The organism is Pseudomonas sp. (assembly GCF_050739655.1).
Taxonomy (GTDB): Bacteria; Pseudomonadota; Gammaproteobacteria; order Pseudomonadales; family Pseudomonadaceae; genus Aquipseudomonas.
Genome location: NZ_JBOIBY010000253.1, coordinates 1 through 2,817, shown reverse-complemented (window position 1 = coordinate 2,817; position 2,817 = coordinate 1). Strand labels below are relative to the sequence as shown.

Here is a 2,817-nt window from a genome sequence, read left to right as displayed (position 1 = left end):
GACATTCTGCTTGTAAGGCAGACGCTCTCCCAGCTGAGCTAATCACCCGTTTGCATCTCCGAGGCCGCGAAATTTACGCAGGTAGCGAACCTAAGTCAATAGCAGGATTGAAGTTTTTTTCAAAAACAGCTTTCAGCGCCAAGCTTCAAGCGGCAAGTAAAAGCTGACACGTGTAAAGCACCTACGACGACATCGTGCTTTTACTTGCAGCTTGCAGCTTGCAGCTTGCAGCTTGCAGCTTGAAGCTGCTTCTCACTGCTCATAAATCATCTTCTTGGTCATGCCGCCATCGACCACGAATTCCTGGCCTGTAACGAACCCGGCATTCTTCGACAGCAGCCAGGCCACCATCGCCGCCACATCCTCGACCGTCCCTACCCTGCCCGCCGGATGCTGCGCATGGTCCGCATCAGTCAGCGGCTGGGCACGCCGCACGGAAGGGTCGCGCGCATCGATCCAGCCAGGGCTGACCGCATTGACCCGTATTTCCGGACCAAGGCTGATGGCCAACGCATGGGTGAGGGCCAACAGGCCGCCCTTGCTCGCCGCATACGCCTCGGTATCGGGTTCCGACTGCCCGGCACGGGTCGAAGCCAGATTGACGATCGCGCCGCTGTGGGCTCGCAGGTACGGCGCACAGTGTTTGGCCAACAGCATCGGCCCACTGAGATTGACTGCCAACACCCGATTCCAATAGGCCAGATCAAGACTTTCCAGCGTGATGTTGTGCGGATCAGCCACCGCCGCGTTGCACACCAGCGCATCCAGGCGCCCGAACTGGCCCAACACCTCGGCAACACCAAGCGCAACCTGCCCTTCATTGGAAACGTCCATGGCGATGAACCAGGCATTGTCGCCGAGCACCTTCGCCACTTTCGAACCCCGCGCCCGATCCAGGTCCGTCAGCACGACTTGCCAGCCCTCGCTGATCAACCAGGCTGCAATACCCAGGCCGATGCCCCGCGCAGCACCGGTCACCAGTGCTACACGGCCATTGGAACCACTCGGGGTGGACAATTCGATCACAAGGCAGCCAACCCGCGCGCCAGGTCGGCTTGCAGGTCTGCCACGTCTTCCAGGCCGACCGCGACGCGGATCAGGCTGTCACGAATGCCCGCCGCCTCACGCTCTTGCGGCGCCAAACGGCCGTGGGAGGTGGTGCTCGGATGCGTGATGGTGGTTTTGCTGTCGCCAAGGTTGGCGGTGATCGAAATCAGGCGAGTCGCATCGATAAAGCGCCAGGCGCCTTCTTTGCCACCCTTGACCTCGAAACTGACCACGGCACCGAAACCCTTCTGCTGACGCAGGGCCAGATCATGCTGCGGATGGCTCTTGAGGCCGGCGTAATGGACTTTCTCGATGCCGTCCTGCTGCTCCAGCCACTCGGCCAGTTGCTGGGCGTTGGCGCAATGGGCCTTCATCCGCAGGTTCAGGGTTTCCAGGCCCTTGAGGAAGATCCAGGCGTTGAACGGGCTCAGGGTTGGCCCGGCGGTACGCAGGAAACCGACCACTTCTTTCATTTGCTCGCTGCGACCGGCTACGACGCCGCCCATGCAACGACCCTGGCCGTCGATGAACTTGGTGGCCGAGTGCACGACGATGTCCGCGCCCAGTTTCAGTGGCTGCTGCAGCGCCGGAGTGCAGAAGCAGTTGTCGACCACCAGCATCGCGCCTTTGGCGTGAGCGATTTTCGACAGTTCGCTGATGTCCACCAACTCCGCCAGCGGGTTGGATGGCGATTCAACGAACAGCAATTTGGTGTTGGCCTTGATTGCCGCATCCCAACCGGACAAGTCCGCCAGGGCCACGTAATCGACTTCGATGCCAAAACGCTTGAAGTACTTCTCGAACAGACTGATGGTCGAGCCAAACACGCTGCGCGACACCAGAACATGATCACCGGCGCTGCACAGGCTCATGACCACAGCCATGATCGCGGCCATGCCGGTGGCGGTGGCCACGGCCTGCTCGGCGCTTTCCAGCGCTGCAATGCGCTCTTCGAAGGCGCGCACGGTCGGGTTGGTGTAGCGCGAATAAACGTTGCCCGGCACTTCCCCGGCAAAACGCGCCGCGGCGTCGGCGGCAGTACGGAATACGTAGCTGGAAGTGAAGAACATCGGATCACCGTGTTCGCCTTCCGGCGTGCGGTGCTGACCGGCACGTACGGCCAGGGTATCGAACGCTACGCCTTCGAGGTCGCTGTCCAACCGACCGGCATCCCAATCCTGACTCATGCTGTCACTCCTTGCGCTGCTCTTGATAGAGAAAGTCTTTTGATAGATACAAAACCGGCCCCTAGGGGCCGGTAGAAACTCAGTTGTTGTACAGATCGATGATCGCACTGACTGCCTGCGTCTTGACCTTGGAGGCATCGTTACGTGCCTGCTCGATCTTGTTCAGGTAAGCCTCGTCGACGTCGCCGGTCACGTACTGGCCGTCGAACACCGCGCAATCGAACTTGTCGATCTTGATCTTGCCGCCACCAACAGCTTCGATCAAGTCAGGCAAATCCTGATAGATCAGCCAGTCAGCGCCGATCAGATCAGCCACGTCCTGAGTCGAACGGTTGTGGGCGATCAGCTCGTGGGCGCTCGGCATGTCGATGCCGTAGACGTTCGGGAAACGCACGGCCGGGGCTGCGGAGCAGAAGTAAACGTTCTTGGCGCCTGCTTCGCGTGCCATCTGGATGATCTGCTTGCAAGTGGTGCCGCGCACGATGGAATCGTCCACCAGCATCACGTTCTTGCCGCGGAATTCCAGCTCGATGGCGTTGAGCTTCTGGCGTACGGATTTTTTCCGTGCCGCCTGGCCCGGCAT

Annotated in this window: 2 protein-coding genes and 1 pseudogene; all 3 read right to left on the bottom strand. The window is 60.2% G+C overall.

All coding sequences use genetic code 11. The annotated features are described in order from the left end of the window. Positions 1 to 252: 252 nt before the first annotated feature. Positions 253 to 1,026 carry an SDR family oxidoreductase gene (locus ACRESJ_RS12535; RefSeq protein WP_431758175.1) on the bottom strand — a complete coding sequence of 258 codons (774 nt, stop codon included), beginning with the start codon at positions 1,024 to 1,026 and terminating at the stop codon, positions 253 to 255. After that, positions 1,023 to 2,234 carry an O-succinylhomoserine sulfhydrylase gene (locus ACRESJ_RS12530; RefSeq protein ID WP_431758174.1) on the bottom strand — a complete coding sequence of 404 codons (1,212 nt, stop codon included), beginning with the start codon at positions 2,232 to 2,234 and terminating at the stop codon, positions 1,023 to 1,025. Before ACRESJ_RS12530 ends, ACRESJ_RS12535 begins: the two co-directional genes overlap by 4 nt. A gap of 79 nt (positions 2,235 to 2,313) precedes the next feature. Continuing rightward, positions 2,314 to 2,817, bottom strand: a pseudogene (locus tag ACRESJ_RS12525) (amidophosphoribosyltransferase); the annotation flags it as partial.